This is a genomic window from Rhizobium sp. BR 362 (assembly GCF_036528765.1).
In the GTDB taxonomy this organism is placed as follows: Bacteria; Pseudomonadota; Alphaproteobacteria; order Rhizobiales; family Rhizobiaceae; genus Rhizobium.
Map to the genome: position 1 here is coordinate 1 of NZ_JARWGH010000033.1, position 16,038 is coordinate 16,038.

The 16,038-nt window shown below is 60.8% G+C and carries 14 protein-coding genes and 3 pseudogenes; 11 read left to right on the plus strand and 6 right to left on the minus strand.

Features of this window, described 5'->3' with window-relative positions:
* Positions 1–234: pseudogene (locus QDY28_RS25445) on the plus strand (transposase domain-containing protein); the annotation flags it as partial.
* Between the two features lie 4 nt (positions 235–238).
* Positions 239–411 (plus strand): annotated as a pseudogene (locus tag QDY28_RS25450) (IS21 family transposase); the annotation flags it as partial.
* Here QDY28_RS25450 and QDY28_RS25455 read toward each other — a convergent pair.
* Positions 408–1,250: pseudogene (locus QDY28_RS25455) on the minus strand (aminotransferase class III-fold pyridoxal phosphate-dependent enzyme); the annotation flags it as partial. The pseudogenes QDY28_RS25450 and QDY28_RS25455 sit on opposite strands and share 4 nt — an antisense overlap.
* Before the next feature lie 5 nt (positions 1,251–1,255).
* Positions 1,256–1,849, minus strand: coding sequence for an amino acid synthesis family protein (locus QDY28_RS25460; RefSeq protein WP_331384161.1), 594 nt, complete (start codon positions 1,847–1,849; stop codon positions 1,256–1,258).
* A 165-nt stretch (positions 1,850–2,014) separates the two neighbouring features.
* Here QDY28_RS25460 and QDY28_RS25465 point away from each other — a divergent pair, with 165 nt between their 5' ends.
* The 9 genes from QDY28_RS25465 to QDY28_RS25505 all read left to right on the plus strand — a co-directional run bounded on the left by QDY28_RS25465 (position 2,015) and on the right by QDY28_RS25505 (position 11,557).
* Positions 2,015–3,817 (plus strand): helix-turn-helix domain-containing protein, encoded by a 1,803-nt coding sequence (locus QDY28_RS25465; RefSeq protein ID WP_331384162.1) that lies wholly within the window; start codon positions 2,015–2,017, stop codon positions 3,815–3,817.
* A 165-nt stretch (positions 3,818–3,982) separates the two neighbouring features.
* On the plus strand, positions 3,983–4,975 hold the full coding sequence (locus tag QDY28_RS25470; protein WP_331384163.1) for a flavin reductase: 993 nt from the start codon (positions 3,983–3,985) through the stop codon (positions 4,973–4,975).
* 1 nt (position 4,976) lies between these two features.
* Positions 4,977–6,491 (plus strand): aldehyde dehydrogenase, encoded by a 1,515-nt coding sequence (locus QDY28_RS25475; protein ID WP_331384164.1) that lies wholly within the window; start codon positions 4,977–4,979, stop codon positions 6,489–6,491.
* A 39-nt stretch (positions 6,492–6,530) separates the two neighbouring features.
* The gene (locus QDY28_RS25480; RefSeq protein WP_331384165.1) at positions 6,531–7,607 is read left to right on the plus strand and encodes an LLM class flavin-dependent oxidoreductase; all 1,077 of its coding nucleotides are present in this window, start codon (positions 6,531–6,533) and stop codon (positions 7,605–7,607) included.
* 1 nt (position 7,608) lies between these two features.
* Complete coding sequence (locus QDY28_RS25485; protein WP_331384166.1) at positions 7,609–8,418, plus strand: alpha/beta fold hydrolase; 810 nt, start codon at positions 7,609–7,611, stop codon at positions 8,416–8,418.
* Positions 8,411–8,800, plus strand: coding sequence for a carboxymuconolactone decarboxylase family protein (locus tag QDY28_RS25490; RefSeq protein ID WP_331384167.1), 390 nt, complete (start codon positions 8,411–8,413; stop codon positions 8,798–8,800). The genes QDY28_RS25485 and QDY28_RS25490 overlap by 8 nt, the downstream gene beginning before the upstream one ends.
* A gap of 144 nt (positions 8,801–8,944) precedes the next feature.
* The gene (locus tag QDY28_RS25495) at positions 8,945–9,778 is read left to right on the plus strand and encodes a transporter substrate-binding domain-containing protein (RefSeq protein WP_331384168.1); all 834 of its coding nucleotides are present in this window, start codon (positions 8,945–8,947) and stop codon (positions 9,776–9,778) included.
* A gap of 61 nt (positions 9,779–9,839) precedes the next feature.
* Positions 9,840–10,814: an amino acid ABC transporter permease gene (locus QDY28_RS25500; RefSeq protein WP_331384169.1), complete on the plus strand. Its 975-nt coding sequence runs from the start codon at positions 9,840–9,842 to the stop codon at positions 10,812–10,814.
* A complete protein-coding gene (locus QDY28_RS25505) occupies positions 10,811–11,557 on the plus strand; it encodes an amino acid ABC transporter ATP-binding protein (RefSeq protein ID WP_331384170.1) in 747 nt (248 codons plus the stop codon). Before QDY28_RS25500 ends, QDY28_RS25505 begins: the two co-directional genes overlap by 4 nt.
* Positions 11,558–11,838: 281 nt before the next feature.
* Here QDY28_RS25505 and QDY28_RS25510 read toward each other — a convergent pair whose 3' ends face one another.
* The 4 genes from QDY28_RS25510 to QDY28_RS25525 form a co-directional block, all read right to left on the minus strand.
* Positions 11,839–12,756, minus strand: a complete 918-nt coding sequence (locus tag QDY28_RS25510; protein WP_331384171.1) for a LysR family transcriptional regulator — start codon at positions 12,754–12,756, stop codon at positions 11,839–11,841.
* 357 nt (positions 12,757–13,113) lie between these two features.
* Positions 13,114–14,373, minus strand: coding sequence for a kynureninase (gene kynU, locus QDY28_RS25515; protein ID WP_331384172.1), 1,260 nt, complete (start codon positions 14,371–14,373; stop codon positions 13,114–13,116).
* 14 nt (positions 14,374–14,387) lie between these two features.
* Positions 14,388–15,326, minus strand: coding sequence for a tryptophan 2,3-dioxygenase (locus tag QDY28_RS25520; RefSeq protein WP_331384173.1), 939 nt, complete (start codon positions 15,324–15,326; stop codon positions 14,388–14,390).
* Positions 15,326–15,997, minus strand: coding sequence for an alpha/beta hydrolase (locus QDY28_RS25525; protein ID WP_331384174.1), 672 nt, complete (start codon positions 15,995–15,997; stop codon positions 15,326–15,328). The genes QDY28_RS25520 and QDY28_RS25525 overlap by 1 nt, the downstream gene beginning before the upstream one ends.
* Positions 15,998–16,038 lie beyond the last annotated feature (41 nt).

Below are 16,038 nucleotides of genomic sequence, written 5' to 3' on the forward strand. Positions count from 1 at the left end.
GCGTTGCGCGGTGTGGCGTTAGGAAGAAAAAACTGGAGCTTCGCCGGTTCCCAGCGTGGGGCCGAGCGTGCCGCCGTCATGCTGACCGTCATTACCACATGCCGGCTTAATGATGTCGACCCAAAGGTCTGGCTTGCCGATGTCTTTGCCCGCATCGCCGATCTTCCCGTCTCCCGCCTGCACGAACTCCTCCCATGGGAATGGAAGGCCCAAAAGACCGCTATTGCGGCGGCGGCCGCGCACGAAGCTGCAGGTCGCCCATATCAAGCTGTCGCACAGCCGGGCGTTTCTGATCAGGGCCTACCTGCTGCAAACGCACGAGATGCTCTTCGACGCCCACTGGCACGGCTTCCGCGTGTTCGGTGGCGTACCGGTCGCGGCATTTACGATAACATGAAGACGGCGGTCGAGCCGAGCATGGTGCCGAGGCGGCCGAAGCCGGTGACGACTTCGTCGGCGACGAGCATCACGTCGTACTTGTCGAGAACCGCATGGATTTTCTGCCAGTAGCCCTTCGGCGGCGGGACGATACCGCCGGTGCCAAGGATCGGCTCGCCGATGAAGGCGGCAACCGTATCCGGGCCTTCGGCGAGGATCATCTCTTCCAGCTTGTCGGCGCAATATTGCGAGAACTGCTCCTCATCCATCGAACGGTCAGGACGGCGGAAGTAATAGGGCGCTTCGGTGTGCAGGATTGGCGCACGCGGCAGGTCGAAGGCCTTGTGGAAGAGCTCGAGCCCGGTCAGCGAACCGGTCATGACGCCGGAGCCGTGATAGCCGCGCCAGAGCGAGATGATCTTCTTCTTCTCCGGGCGGCCGAGGATGTTGTTGTAGTACCAGATCAGCTTGATGTTGGTCTCGTTGGCATCTGAACCCGACAGGCCGAAATAGACGCGGCTCATGCCTCCCGGTGCGCGGTCGATGATCATCTTCGACAGCGTGATCGAGGCTTCCGTGTCGTGGCCGACATAGGCGTGGTAATAGGCGAGGTTCTTTGCCTGGTTGGCGATCGCATCGGCGATCTTCTGGCGGCCGTAGCCGACATTGACGCAATAGAGGCCAGCAAAGGCATCCAGGCTGGTGCGGCCGTTGGTATCGGTGATGTAGGCGCCTTCCCCCGACGAGATGACGCGTGTCGGGGTCTCGCCGCGGGCATGCAATCCCATATGCGTCGAGGGGTGGAAGAAGTGGTCGCGGCCATCTCGCTGAATCGCATCGAGAATTCTGAGGTCGACCGCATCGATCTTCATTGCCGCTAACCCTGCACTACCTTTTCAGCTTCCATCTCGGCAATATCCTGGAAACGATCGGCGATACGCGCATGCGGCCTGCCGCCATCGGCGGCGCCGATCGCCACGATGATTTCGTCCTGGCCAGGCGCGTCGGGGACCACAAAATTCGCGGTCAGGAAATGCGAGCGCTTGCCGCTCTCGCTCTTGTGCATCATCGGCAGCGACAGAAGCGCGCCGGCGCCGTTGCGGGTATTGGCGAATTCCAGGTAGTTGGTGCCGCCGATCGCTTCGCGGAACGGATTGCCGAAGCGCAACGTATGGATCATCGCCGACGCATGTTCGATCTCGCCGTTGATGCCGACCGCTGCCGCCTTGCCGCAGGCCTCGATCTTATCGGCATCCATCTGGCGCAGCAGCCGCGTCGTCATCTCGTGGCTGAGGTCGCCGGCGATGCGGATGATCTCCGGCCGCAGGTTCTCGACGAAGCCGCGCCCGGCCCACGGGTTCTGGATGACGGCCGCGACGACGACCATGGTCACCGGCCGGGCTGCCGCCTTGCCGCCTTCGACATGCGTTTCTTCGAGGAAGGTGGAAATCTTTCTGATGCCGAGTGTCATGCCTTGCGCCGATACGAAATGTTGAAACTCGCAAAAGCCTAGCGGCTAAACGGCGAACGTCTTCCTCCGATCAGCGGAAGTGCATAGCCTTTGCTTTCATCGAAACGGAGTAGATTTCCGCTGAATGCGCGCGCATGATGCGACAGCTAGAGGGAGCCAGGGAGTTTGGATCAGAAGTCTCAGATATTGGCGCTCCGGGACGTCGCAAGCCAGATCAACAGTGGCGGTGATCTGCAGAGGGTGCTGCAGCACCTGATTGCGGCGGCCTGTCGTCATGCCCGTTGGTCGCTCGGTTCTATCATGGGGATCGATGCGGCGCATGGCTATGCTTATGTCATCGTTCGTTATGACCCGACGCTGATCGAGCGGCAGCTGCCGGACAGGTGGGAACTCGCGACCAGCCCGTCGCTGATCGCCCTGCAGCGCAACGAGCCCGTCTATATTCGCGACGCCCGCGAGTCCGTCGAGTTTCCCGGCTACCGAAAGGAAGCCTTCGAGCGCGACTACCGCACAGTCGTCGTCATGCCGATGAACTGCAAGGACGCCGAGGGCCGGCCGATGGTGCTGAGTGTCATTTCGCGCCAGATTACCGAAGTCTCCGAAGACGACCTCGCCTTTCTCGGCGCCATCATCCATATGGGCGCCATCGCGGTCGAGCGCGAACACCGGCTGGAGGCCGAGAAGCGTGGGGCGCAGCGGCTCGAACGGGCGCTGCAGGCGCATACGTTGCTGCTCGAATATGTCTTGAGCGACGGTGCCGTCGCGCCGCTCTCGGCCATGGTCGGCATGATGCTGCCCAACCCGACCGTCGTCGTCGATTTCACTGCTAATCAGGTGATCGCCGGGCGCCCGCCGAATGCGCTCTATGACGAGGCCTCCTGGCAAGCGGCGGCAGCGACGACGCTCGCCCGTTCCTTAATGAAGGCGGCGCGCGAGGCGATCGACCGCGGCGCGACCGATGCCGCCAGCCTGTTTCTCGATGACGGCGCGCAACGCTTCAAGATCTCCGCGCGCATCGAGCCGCTGACGGTCGATAATCAGCTCGTCGGCGCATTGATCATCTTCCCGACCTCGCGCGAATTCAGCGATCTCGATCTCTTGATGCTCGACAGCGCAAAGTTCGCGCTCAGCGTCCAGATGATGCGCAGCTTCATCCGCTTCCGCTTTGAAACCCGCACCCAGACCGAACTATTCTTCGAGATCGTCGAGGCACGCTGGCGCAATGCCGGCGATGTCGCCCACCGCGCTCAGCGGCTGGGGCTGAATTTCTCGCAGCCGCAGCAGATGATCGTCGTCGATTTTCCCGACAAGACGAAAGCCTTCGGGGGGGCCTCCGTCGATGTCGAGCATACGCTTGCCCGCATCATGCAGCAGGCCTCGCTACAGGCAAACCTGATCGCCATCGATGGCGGCGTTGTCTGCCTCGTGCCCTATGATGCCAGCAAGAAGCAGGAGCGGACAGGCAAGCTGACGCGCCGTATCGCCGAGGAGCTCGGCCGCTATTTCGATGAGGCGCCTGTTGTCGTTGCGGGCAATCGTTGCGCCGCGCTGTCCGATTATCCGGCCGCGTGGCAACGTTGCAGCCGGATGATCCGCATCGGCCGTTCCTTCGGCTTGACGGGCGCCGTTTCCGCACAGGATTTCGGGCCGCTGCCGATGCTGGTTGCGGCGTCCGAGGCAGGCGACGTGCGCAGCTTCGTGCAGGAAAGCGTCGGCGCCATCGCCGAGCATGATCGCGAGAATGGCACGCCCTATCTGGAAACACTCTCTACCTATCTGCACGAGGGCTGCCGCAGCCAAGCCTGCGCCGATACGATGGGCCTGCATGTGACGACGCTGCGCTACCGCCTGTCACGTATCCAGGAACTTTTCGGTGTCGATGTCGAAACGCCGGAAAAGCGCTTCGCCGTCGAGCTCGCCATCCGCCTGCACGGCGTCATCGACAATCGCGTCAGCGCCGAAAAATAACATCCGCCAACCGGTATCCGTGGTTTTGCAGCGCATGCTGCTGGCCGCTTTTCGTCTCCTACGGATCACAGCAGAAGTTTTCCGCTTACTCCGTCGAAGCCAAGGAAGAACGGCCGCACCGGCAACGATAGCCTCTCCTCATCAAGCACGAGGAGGCACGAAAGCATGGCGGAGACAGCGGCAAAGGCGGATGCGCCGATCGACCCGATCGCATTGCGGCGGGCGTTCGGAACCTTCGTGACGGGCGTCACCGTCATCACCACCCGTGACGAGGATGGCACGCCGCGCGGCATGACCGCGAACTCCTTCACCTCCGTCTCCCTCGACCCGCCGCTGCTGCTGGTCTGCATCGCAAAGTCGGCTTCCAGCTATCAGGCTTTCACCGGCGCCGGCTGCTTCGCGGTCAATATCCTCCACGAGGGACAGGTCGATGTATCCGCGACCTTTGCCTCCAAATCGCCGGACAAGTTCCAATCCGTCACACACGATCATATTCATACCGGCGCACCCGTCTTGACCGACAGCCTCACCTGGTTCGATTGCACGACCTACGATACCGTCGATGCCGGTGATCATGCGGTTCTGATCGGCGAGGTCCGCGCTTTTGGCACCAGCCCGACGGCGCCGCTCGGCTTCTGCCGCGGCCGTTATGCCAGCGTCAAGGATCCGCTGCCATCAGGCTGGCTCGCATCGCATGGCATGATCATCGGCTATCTCATCGAAGCCGGCGATGGCCTGTTGCTGCGCTCGGATGGCAAGGGTGGTTGGGTGCTTCCGTCGGCGCGCCGCCGCAAGGCCGACAGCCAACTCGTCGTCGAAGGCGGCGATGCACTGCGGTTGATGCCGGAGGAGACCTTCCTCTATTCCGTCTTCGACGTGGCCGATAGCGATCCCGGCTATCTCGTCTATCGTGCCCGGCTGGCGGGTGAGGGCGCCGGCGTCACCCTGCCTGCCGATCTCCGCTTCTTCGCTATCGACGATCTGCCCTATAAGGCGATCGCCACCCACGAACTGCGCTCCATGCTGCGCCGCTATGTGCGCGAGCGACAGGCCGGCAGGTTCGGCATCTACATGGATTCAGACGACGGCGGCCGCGTCGCGATGATCGACGGCGGAGCCCGCGCCTGGATCCAAGCCTCCCAAGACCAAGGACAGTGACATGAAGACGACGGTGAGCTCCATCGAAGGTTCGCGACAGGGCCTGTTCATCAATGGCGAATTCGTGGCGCCGAAGAACGGCAACTATATCGCTAGCTACGACCCGACCACCGGCGAGCGCTGGTACGATCTGGCCGAAGCCGATGCCGATGATGTCGCGGCGGCTGTCGCGGCCGCAAATGCCGCCTTCCGCAATCCGGCCTGGCGGCGCATGACGCAGACTGACCGCGGTGCCCTAGTGCGTAAGCTCGCAGAACTCGTCCGCGCCAATGCCGATACACTTGCCGAAATCGAAACGCGCGACAACGGCAAGCTGCTCAAGGAAACCCGAGCGCAGATGCGCTCGATGCCGGATAGCTACCACTACTTCGCCGGCATGGCCGACAAGCTGCAGGGCGACACCATTCCGATCAATCGGGCCGATACGCTAAACATCAACCTGCGCGAACCGCTCGGCGTCGTCGGCATGATCACGCCCTGGAATTCGCCGCTGATGCTTCTGACCGGCACGCTGGCGCCATGCCTGGCGATCGGCAACACCGTCGTCATCAAGCCATCGGAACATGCGACCGCCTCGACGCTTGCGCTGTCAGAACTCATCCATGAAGCCGGCTTCCCGGCAGGTGTCGTCAACGTCGTCACCGGCACCGGCAAGAGCGCCGGCGAGGCGCTGACCCGCCATCCGGGCGTCGCCAAATATGTGTTCACCGGCAGCACCGCGACCGGCCGCCGTATCGCCGGCAATGCGGCCCAAAACCTCGTGCCCTGCTCGATGGAGCTCGGCGGAAAGTCGCCGCATGTGGTCTTCGGCGATGTCGAGATCGAGCATGCGGTCAACGGCGTCGTCTCCGGCGTCTTCGCCGCTGCCGGGCAGACCTGCGTTGCCGGTTCGCGCTGCTTCGTCGAAGCCAGCATCTACGACAAGTTTATCGATGCGCTGATTGCCCGTACCGCCCGCATCCGCGTCGGCCTGCCGACGGTCGATGAAACCGATATCGGCCCGCTGGCGCTCGCCGACCAGCTTTCCAAGGTCGAGGGTTATGTGGCCTCGGGCGTCAAGGAAGGCGCAAAGGTTGCGGCCGGTGGACGCCGGCCGCAGAAGGAAGGCCTTTCGAGCGGCGGCTGGTACTACGAGCCGACTGTCATGGTCGATGCGCAGAACGACATGGGCTTCATGCGCGCCGAGATCTTCGGTCCCGTGGTCGGCGTCATGCCGTTCCGCGACGAGGCGGAAATGATCGCGCTTGCCAATGACAGCCATTACGGCCTCGCCTCCGGCATCTGGACCAAGGACATCGATCGGGCGCTTCGCTTCGCCAACCAGATCGAAGCCGGCACTGTGTGGGTCAATACCTACCGGTCCGCCTCCTTCATGTCCGCCAATGGCGGCTTCAAGGAAAGCGGTTACGGCCGGCGTGGCGGCTTCGAGGTGATGCATGAATTCTCACGCCTGAAGAACGTCATCATCGATTATTCCGGGGCGATGCAGGACCCCTTCGTCATCCGTCTGAAGTGACGGCTCAAAGAACATAGAGCCCGAAAGGGAGGCTAGCAGATGAAATTCGCAGTATCGCTGACTATGGAACGCTTCTCGCCCGACATTCCGATGTCGACGGTCAAGAACAACCTCCTGGAACTGGCCCGCATGGCCGACGAAGGCGGCTTCGAGGCTTTGTGGACTGCCGAGCACCACACGATCGAGTGCACGATCTCTCCCAATCCGTTCCAGACGCTGGTCTGGCTGGCGCAGCACACTGAGCAGATCCGCCTGGGTACCTCGACGCTGGTTGCGCCCTACTGGACGCCGATTCGCCTCGCCGGTGAATCCGCGCTCTGCGATCATCTGACCAACGGTCGCCTGGAATTCGGCATCGCCCGCGGCTCCTATCAGTACGAGTTCGACCGGATGGCCGGCGGCATGCCGCAGCAGGAAGGCGTCGCCTACATGAAGGAGATCGTCCCGGCTGTGAAGAAGCTCTGGGCCGGCGACTATGCCCATGACGGGCACTACTGGAAATTCCCGACCGCCACGTCGGTGCCAAAGCCGCTGCAGCAGCCGCATCCGCCGATCTGGGTTGCGGCCCGCGATCCGGGCTCCTTCAACTGGGCGATCGCCAATGGCGCCAGCATCCTCTCCACGCCGCTCTCGCAGCCGGCAGCCGAGATCCAGGTTCTGGCCGACAAGTTTAACAAGGCGGTTGCCGATCATCCCGAGGTTCCGCGCCCGCGCTTCATGATGCAGCGCCGCACCTGCGTCTACGACAAGGCCGACGGCTGGGAACTGGCGGTCAAGCACAGCATGGATTACGGCCGCGCCTTCGAAAACCTGATGCAGAATATCGGCAATGTCCGCGAAGGCTTCCCGGAAGCGGTGCCCTATGAAGCGGTCAAGGGCAAGGACAACTACAATCCGGACAATATCCGCAAGAACCTGATGTTCGGCACGCCCGACGAGGCGATCGAGAAGCTGCTGGTTTATGAAGAAGCCGGTGTCGATCAATACTGCCTCGGCCTGACCTTCAACCTGCCCTTCGAGCTGCAGAAGCGGACGATCGAGCTGTTCGTCCAGGAGATCATGCCCTTCTTCGCCGCGCGAGAAAAGGACAAGCACCGCAAGGCGGCGGCAGGCTGACATGGCAGAGGCACAGCGCCATACCGTCGGAGACGTGACGCTCAACTACCGGATCGACGGTAGTGGCGATCCGCTGGTCTGCATCCACGGCGTCGGCTCCTATCTCGAGGCGTGGTCGGGTGTGGTCGAGCGCCTGAAGGACAGATTCACGATTCTGACCTTCGACCTGCGCGGCCACGGCCAATCGAGCCGGGTGAAGGGCCGCTACGAGATCGACGATTTCGTCAACGAGGCGCTGGCGCTGGCCGACGAGGCAGGCTTTTCGACCTTCAATCTCGCCGGCTTTTCGCTCGGCGGGCTGATCGCCCAGCGCCTGGCGCTCACGCACCTGGACCGGCTGGGCAAGCTGGTGCTGCTCTCCACGGTGGCCGGCCGCACGCCGGAGGAGCGGACGCGGGTTCTGGAGCGTCTCGCGGCGCTGCGGGCCGGCACCCCCGCCGATCACCACAACGCCTCGCTGTCGCGCTGGCTGAGCGAAGAATTCCAGGCCGCGAACCCCGAGGTCATCGCAAGGCTCCGCCAGCGCGATGCCGAGAACGATCCGGAATGCTATGCGGCGGCCTACCGCGTGCTCGCCGAGACCGACTTCGGCGGCTTTCTCGACCAGATCCGCTGCCCGACGCTGATCGCGACGGGCGAGGACGATGCCGGATCCAATCCGCGCATGGCCCGCTACATGCACGAGCGTATCCCGGGCTCGACGCTGTCGATCCTGCCGGGCCTGCGCCATTCCATTCTCATCGAGGCGCCGGAAACGGTGGCGAACCTGATGCGCGGCTTCCTGGCCGCCAAGGAGACGAACCATGGATGAGGCGCTCAGAAAAAGCGGTGAGGCCGTTCGCCGCAAGGTGCTGGGTGACGACTATGTCGACCGCGCCATCAAAGGCGCCGACAGTTTCTCGGCACCGTTCCAGGATGTGCTCAACGAATATTGCTGGGGCACGGCCTGGACCGACGAAGGGCTCGACCTCAAGCAGCGCAGCCTCCTGAACCTCGGCATGCTGGCGGCGCTGAACCGTATGCATGAGTTCGGCATCCACTTCCGCGGCGCGATCCGCAACGGCCTGACCGATGACGAACTGAGGGCAGCACTCGTGCAGATCGCGGTTTATTGCGGCATTCCGGCCGGCGTCGAGGCCTTCCGGGTTGCGCGCTCCATTCGCGACGAGATGCGCCAGAAAGGAGAGCTCTGACTTCCATCGATTCAAGGAAGCGACCGGCCTGTGGCTGCTTCAAATCGCCGGAAGACGAAAAGGTCTCTTCGACATCAAGATTTCATGACGGTACGGGAATGAGCCCGGCCAAAAACCAAGAATGACAATAAAGGGAACCATCGCATGAACAGACTGACCAAGATTTCCGCAGCGGCAGCATCGCTTGCCATTGCCTTCGCAGCACTCCCGGCCAATGCCGGTGCCGTCCTCGACCGCGTCATGGCGGCCAAGGACCTGAAGGTTGCGACCGACGCCAACTGGGCGCCGCAATCCTTCATGAACGAGAAGAACGAACTCGACGGCTTCGACGTCGATGTCGCCAAGGATATCGGCAAGCGTCTCGGCGTGAAGGTCGAGTTCGTGACCCCGGGCTGGGACATCATCACGGCCGGCAACTGGGCGGGCCGCTGGGACATGCATGTCGGCTCGATGACGCCGACCAAGAAGCGCGCCGAGATCTTCGATTTCCCGGCCGTCTACTATTATACCCCGGCAGCCGTTGCCGTTCACAAGGACAGCAAGGCGACCAAGCTTTCCGATCTTGACGGCAAGGTTGTCGGCACGACGGCAACCTCGACCTTCGAAGCCTATGCCAAGGGCGACCTGACGCTCGATGCCGCCGGCGCGCCTCCCTTCAAATATGAGTTCAAGCCGAAGGACGTGAGGTCCTACGCGAATTCGACCACCGCCTTCGACGACCTGCGTCTCGGTGACGGCACCCGTCTCGATGCCGTCGTCTCCTCGTTGCCGAGCATTCTCGACGCGGTGAAGGCCGGCTATCCGATCAAGCAGATCGGCGACCCGGTCTTCTACGAGCCGCTCGCTGTTGCCATCGAGCATGGCGACAAGGAATTCAACGACAAGATCGCTGAAGCCGTGAAGGGCATGCAGGCGGATGGCACACTGAGCAAGCTCTCCGTGAAGTGGTACGGCGTCGACTATACGGTCGCAAAGTAACCACCGCCAGAAGCGGACGGTCCGGGCAACCGGACCGTCGATTTGCCGCAAGGGACAAAAAATGCTTTATCCCGATACCGTCGAGTCTGAAGTGCTCGTACATAAGCCCTGGTTCGTCGCGACGCTGTTTGGGGCGGTGCTGGCTTTCTTCCTGATGTTCAACCTGACCGGCACAACGATGGGCGAGCTGATGCGCCCCGTCATCGGCGATCCCGCCACAAGCGGTCTCTACGGACGCTTCGCCATCGCTTTCGTTATTGCCGTGATGTTTGCGCTGAACGTCGTGCTAATCGGTTGTGCGCCATTGAGGGCCCAGATCGCCATCGTCTGGCTCGAGCTTCTGATCCTGTTCCTGGCCTTCTTCGAGACCTTCCATCTCAGCCTGCCCTTCATCGAGGAGAAACTGCCGTTTCTCATCACCCAGGGTCTGGTCACGACGGTTTACGTGTCCGCAATCTCGATCATCATTGCCTCGGCGATCGCCATTCTCGGCGCCGTCGCCAAGCTCTCGACCAATGGCTTCGCCTATGCGATCGCCAGTTTCTACACCTCATTTTTCCGCGGCCTGCCGCTCCTTATGCAGGTCTATCTGATCTATCTTGGCCTGCCGCAGCTCGGCTTCGTCATCGATGCGGTGCCGGCCGGTATTCTCGCGCTGTCGCTCTGCTACGGCGCCTACATGACCGAGATCTTCCGCTCCGGCATCCAGAGCATCGATCGCGGCCAGTGGGAAGCTTCGCGTTCGATCGGCTTTGGCTTCGGCATCACCATGCGCAAGATCATCCTGCCGCAGGCGCTGCCCGTCATCATCCCGCCGACCGGCAACCAGTTCATCTCGATGCTGAAGGACAGCTCGCTGGTCTCTGTCATCGGCGTCTGGGAGCTGATGTTTCTTGCCCGCACGCTCGGACAGAAGACCTTCCAACATATGGAAATGCTGATCTCGGCCGCCATGCTCTATTGGATCATGTCGATCTGCCTGGAGCTCATCCAATCCCGCATCGAGCGTCATTACGCCAGGAGCAAAGTCCGATGAACGGCGACAAGATCATCGAAGCGAAAAACGTTTCCAAGTGGTACGGCGCCTTCCAGGTGCTGAAGGATATCAACCTGACGGTCAGCAAGGGCGAGCGCATCGTCGTCTGCGGCCCTTCGGGCTCCGGCAAGTCGACGCTGATCCGCTGCTTCAACCGGCTGGAAGCGCATCAGGAAGGCGAGATTTCAGTCAACGGCATCACGCTGCACAACAGGATGCGCAATGTCGGCGAGGTCCGCAAGAATGTCGGGATGGTGTTCCAGCACTTCAATCTCTTCCCGCACATGACGGTGCTGATGAACTGCATGGTTGGACCGATGTGGATCAAGGGTGTGCCGGAGGCGGAAGCCAAGAGGACGGCGCTGGAATTCCTGGAGCGCGTGCGCATTCCCGAACAGGCCAACAAATACCCGATCCAACTCTCGGGTGGCCAGCAGCAGCGCGTCGCCATCGCCCGCTCGCTCTGCATGCAGCCGGCGGTGATGCTCTTCGACGAGCCGACCTCGGCGCTCGATCCGGAAATGGTCTCGGAAGTGCTGGAAACGATGACCGGGCTTGCCAAGGACGGCATGACGATGGTCTGTGTGACCCATGAAATGGGCTTCGCCCGCGCCGTTGCCGACCGGGTAATCTTCATGAATTCAGGCCAGATCGTCGAAGAGGGCAAGCCTGACGCCTTCTTCACGAACCCGCAGCACGAGCGGACTAAGCTGTTTCTCAGCCAGATTTTGAGCCACCACTGACTGAGCGGCCAAGCGGACGTTTTCTAGGCGCTCAGCCAGGGAAAAGTTAGCGACTGGAACCCGTATGCGAGCGCTGAATATTCCAGCGCGACCGGCACCGGCTAGTTGCTTGACTTCAACCCGCCGAATAGAGAAGCTCCATAAATCACCGATATGCCACGCGCGGGAAATCGCCGGGTCATTGGTTCGGATCCTTTCAACTGCAAAAAAATCAGATCACAGAGAGATTTTCGAACTGTCCGTCCGACTTCACGACCAAATGATCCTGCCTCTCCGCCAGTCTATCTGTTTTTCGCCACCTCCCTGAGAGTTCGAACCATCGCTTCGGCAGCAGGGGACAGTCCTGCTTGCGCCCTAGTCGAAATTCCAATTGGACGATGCGTTGTAGGCAATGCAACCGGCAAGGAAACGATACCGTATCGCTCCTCTGCCGCAGCGAGCTCAGCGGGCCAAACCGCAAGGTAATCGGTGGCCAGAAGCAAAGCTCTATTTGCCAGTATCGATACCGATTCGACGCTGCAGTGGGGTGGCTCGACGCCCTCCCTTCGGAACGCTTCGTCAAGCTGGCGTCTTAAAGTCGTCTCCTCGCGCGGCATGATCCACGACCAATGAACTAGTTCACGCAAGCTGAGATTCGACCGGCCAATGAGTGGATGCCCGTCGCGCACGACGATCTGCGCGTGATCGTCAGTCAGGATTTCCTGCAATATTCCCGTTCGCTCGCGATACTCGGGCAGGCGACCGATCACGAAGTCCAATTCACCGATACGCAGCAACGGCATGAGTGTGTCGTTCGTGCCTTCAACGATCTTCACTTTGATATTTGGTCTGGCTTCAAGCACCTTGGTGATTGCCAAAGGAAGAAGGCTGACGGTCGCCGAGAGGAGCGTGCCGATTGCAACCCTGCCACCAAGCCCATCACGGAGGTCAGCGAGATCTCGACCCGCATGTCGAAGTTGCGAAATCACGATTCGGGCATGGGAGGCGAGATTTTCTCCGTAGGATGTCGGTACGGTCCCTCGGTTTGTGCGCTTGAATAGCGCCACACCAATAAGAACCTCGACTTCCTGCAGGGCCTTCGTCACCGCCGACTGGGTCATATTCAGCCTTTGGGCGGCACGCACCAAGTTTCCCTCTTGGGCGATAGCATCCACAAGTCGAAGATGGCGAATTGTTAGTCTGCCCTCAAGTGATTGCAAAAACTTCTCCTTGGCTCCCGGCGCCGGCTAAGTTGGAACTACCCTCAGCATGCGACAACTGCTGTAATAGCTGAACGCCGCCAAGAACAGCTTTCGCGACCATTCCCGTTCCCACTATCTCCGGATGAAGGGCAATTTCCAATCCCACGAGTTCATCGGCGATCAATTGCGCCGTCTTAGCAGGCCCATCCTGCTCAGACTGTGGGAGCACGGCCGACATAGCAATCCAGCCGATTGGCCTCATAGCGCGTCATCGAACAGTGCGTGCATCAGCTCGCTCCAGTTCAGCCCTTAATAGCTTAACGAACGTCTCCAGAGGCTTCGAGAGAACTCTCTCCGGTCGTTGTCCACGCCTCCTCAGGTCACGGCCTTGCGGGCCTGGTGTCGGGAATCGTCCCAGACACGACCCTGCATGATCGTCTTCAGTCGGGCGACGGATTCCCAAATGTCCTCGTAGCCGATGTAAAGCGCGGCAAAGCCGAAGCGCATGATGTCGGGGGCCCGGAAGTCACCGATGATGCCCGCATCGATCAGAGCCTGCATGATCGCATAGCCCTCGCCGTGAACGAGTGAGACCTGACTTCCCCGCTCTGCACTGTTTCGCGGGCTCGCCAGCCCGAAGCCAAATTCGGCCAGTTCCTGATCCACCAGACGGATGAAGAGATCGCCCAAAGCCTGGCTCTTCGTCCGTACGACCTCCATGTCGACGTCATCGAACACGCCCAGTGCCTCTTCGAGGGCTAGGAGCGAAAGCTGCGGGGCCGTTCCTATGAGCATGCGGTCAATACCGTCATGGGGTTCGAATTCGTGCGTGAACTCGAATGGCCGCGCATGGCCATGCCACCCTGAAATAGGATTGCGGACCTCAGACAGATGGCGACGCGCAACAAACACATAGGCTGGCGCACCCGGGCCGCCATTGAGATATTTGTAGCCGCACCCCACGGCGAAATCGGCATGGCAGGCGTTGAGGCGGACGGGGAGGGCACCAGTACTATGGCACAGGTCCCAGATGGCTAGCGCGCCCACCTTGTGTGCTTCAGCGGTGATGCGGGCCATGTCATAGACCCGGCCCGACTTGTAGTTCACCTCCGTCAACTGCACGATCGCTAGGCGTTCGCCCAGCTCCGTTATAGTCGGGATGATTTCGTCCGGTTCCACCGCGAGAACTTCCAGCCCGAGGAGGTTTCCGGTCTCGCTTGCGACATAGACATCGGTCGGGAAATTCCCGCGCTCGACCAGCAAGACGGTGCGGTCCGGCCTCAGGCGTGAAGCGGCCACCAGGACCTTGAACAAATTGACAGATGTCGAGTCGCAAACGATCACTTCATCGCTATCAGCTCCGATGAGACGGGCGATCTTGGCGCCCGTGCGTTGGGGCGCGGGGTACCACCCGGCATCGTTCCAGGACCGGATGAGGCCATTGCCCCATTCATTCACGATGGCCCGCTGCATCCGCTCAACAACCGCTTTGGGCAGAGCACCAAGCGAATTGCCATCGAGATAGACCTCTCCATCCGGAAGCGCGAAGCGGGATTTGCATCCGGCGAGCGGATCCTTCTCGTCAAGCGCGATGCAGTCTGCTCGTGAGAGCAAATCTTGAGTAATCTGAATCATGTCCGTTCCTTGTTTCAAAACCGTGTTCTGATGGCCCAGAGTTCGGGAAAGAAGCGCAGCGACGTTACGTGCTGGAGCCAACCAACGCCTGCCGACCCGCCAGTGCCGGGCTTGAAGCCGATGATGCGTTGCACCGAGACGAAATGGCGCCAGCGGTAAAGGGAGATCGCCTCGTCGAGACCGACCAATGCCTCTCCCAGGCGGTAGAGCAAGTTGGTGGCGCTCGGGTCGCGATAGACTTCGAACCATGCCGCCTCCACGGAAGCATTGGGCTGATAGTCGGCGGCCCAGTCACGGTCGAGCGCATCGCCGCCTATGGCATGACCATGCCGGTGGAGCAGGGCAATCGCATCGTCATAGAGGCTGGGGCTTTCCAGCGCTTTTTCCATGGCCGGCCAGACATGTGGCACGTTGCGGTGAGCTGCGGCCAGACGTCGGCTCTTGTTGCCCAGAATGAACTCGACGTGGCGGTACATGAAGGACAACTGCCCCGATGCCGTTCCAAGATAGTCACGAAACTGATTGAAGCCTTCGGGCGTAATTGTTGAAAGCACGTCCCAGGAACCGGTGATGTAATTGACGAAGGCCTTGGCCCGATCCAGCATTACCAGAGCGTTTTCGATTTTGCCGTCCCGAATTTGGAGTTGTGCGTTGGCCAGCTCGAAATGCAGGCCCTTGAACAGGATCTCCTTCACCTGTCCCATGACGAAGAAGCACATTTCGTCATAACCTTCGCTACGCGGATGCTGCAGCGACAGCAATAGATCGATGCTCTGGTAATCGATATACGGATTGCTTTTGCCGTCGAAATCGACGAGGGGCGTGCCGCCCGTGTTCTGAACGGTTTCGGCGCGGCTTGTCGCCGTCGTCATCGGCATCGGCCTCGCGTGGTGACTAGGATTGACCCCAGCCGGATTGACGATTTCCGGAAAATAGGCCTTGTAATCGGGCATTAGATGGTTCCCTTGTTTATTAGTGTGTGGACTTTCGCACCCAGTGCCGTTCCGGGATCGGCGAGGTCGAGAATGACGTCGAAGTGGTTGCGCTTCGACACTTCAAGCGACTGGCAACGTGTTCCCGCCGCCACCAGATGTGCGGCGAAGGCCTGGCTTTGCTTTTTGGCCTGACTGGTCTCAATTTCGCCCCAGGCGATCAGCGACGGCGGAAAGCTTTCAATCTCCTTGAGCAGGGGGCTGTTTTCCCTGATCGTCCGTGATGAAAGCTTTAGGGGCCGATCTATGCTGGTTCCGGTCAGAGGGTTAAGATCGTATATGCCGGAGACCAGAACGGCGCCGCGGATCGAGCGGCGCTTCAATGCAACCATGGCAGCCAGATGCGCCCCTGCGGAGCTCCCTGACACAAATATACGGTTTGGGTCGATACCGACGACCGATGCGAAGGTGGTTAGCCAATCAATCGCCTCCACGCATTCGCTGACAATCTCGTCAAGTGTAGCGTTCGGCGCGAGTGTATAATTGATGGCAGCAAGGGCTGTACCGTTCGCGAGGCAATAAGGAGCCGCGAATGCGGAATCATCTTTCGACAGCTCCTGCCAATATCCACCATGGATGAAAACCAGCAAAGCCGGCTTTCCGGAAGTGTCTTCGGGCAGAAATACGTCCAATGTCTGCATCGACTTCGATCCGTATCGATATGACGCTGGCG